The following is a 456-nucleotide window of genomic DNA, read 5'->3' on the forward strand; positions in this document are numbered from 1 at the left end:
GAATGTCGCCTACCAGCTTGCCGTAGCCCAGCAGGTTGAGCAGGGTGCTGCCGACCTGATTCCTGGCGACTTCTGCACTGTCCAGTGAGATGGGGTCGGCGTTGATGAAGGTCAGGTGGGTGGCATCCTGACGGGTGACCTCCAGCGGCAGGGTCTCGCTGTGGGTGCGGTTGCCATCGGTGGCCGAGAAGGGCACCTGCATGCGCGTCGTCTGACCGGGTTCCAGCGCCGCGATGGCCAGCGGGTCAAGATTCAGGGTCAGCGTGGCCAGGCGCATCTGACTGACGCCGGACAGCCACGGCGGCAGCTCGCCGACCTTGTCGAGCAGATCGGTCTGGCCGACGCTCAAGGGAATGCTCATCTTGCCGTCATCTCCCACGGTGCCGCTCAGGCCATTGAGGTGATGCACGTGCTCCACATTGCCCTGGCTGCCCTGCGCGGTCAGCGTCGCGGTGG

The 456-nt window shown here is 65.6% G+C and carries 1 protein-coding gene; it reads right to left on the bottom strand.

The window, feature by feature from the left end:
* The coding region (locus R0J88_RS18800) for a hypothetical protein (RefSeq protein ID WP_410900698.1) at positions 1-456 on the bottom strand (456 nt) is incomplete at both ends.

Origin of the sequence: Pseudoalteromonas sp. SIMBA_162 (assembly GCF_046535955.1) — a bacterium.
GTDB classification, from domain to species: Bacteria; Pseudomonadota; Gammaproteobacteria; order Enterobacterales; family Alteromonadaceae; genus Pseudoalteromonas; species Pseudoalteromonas marina.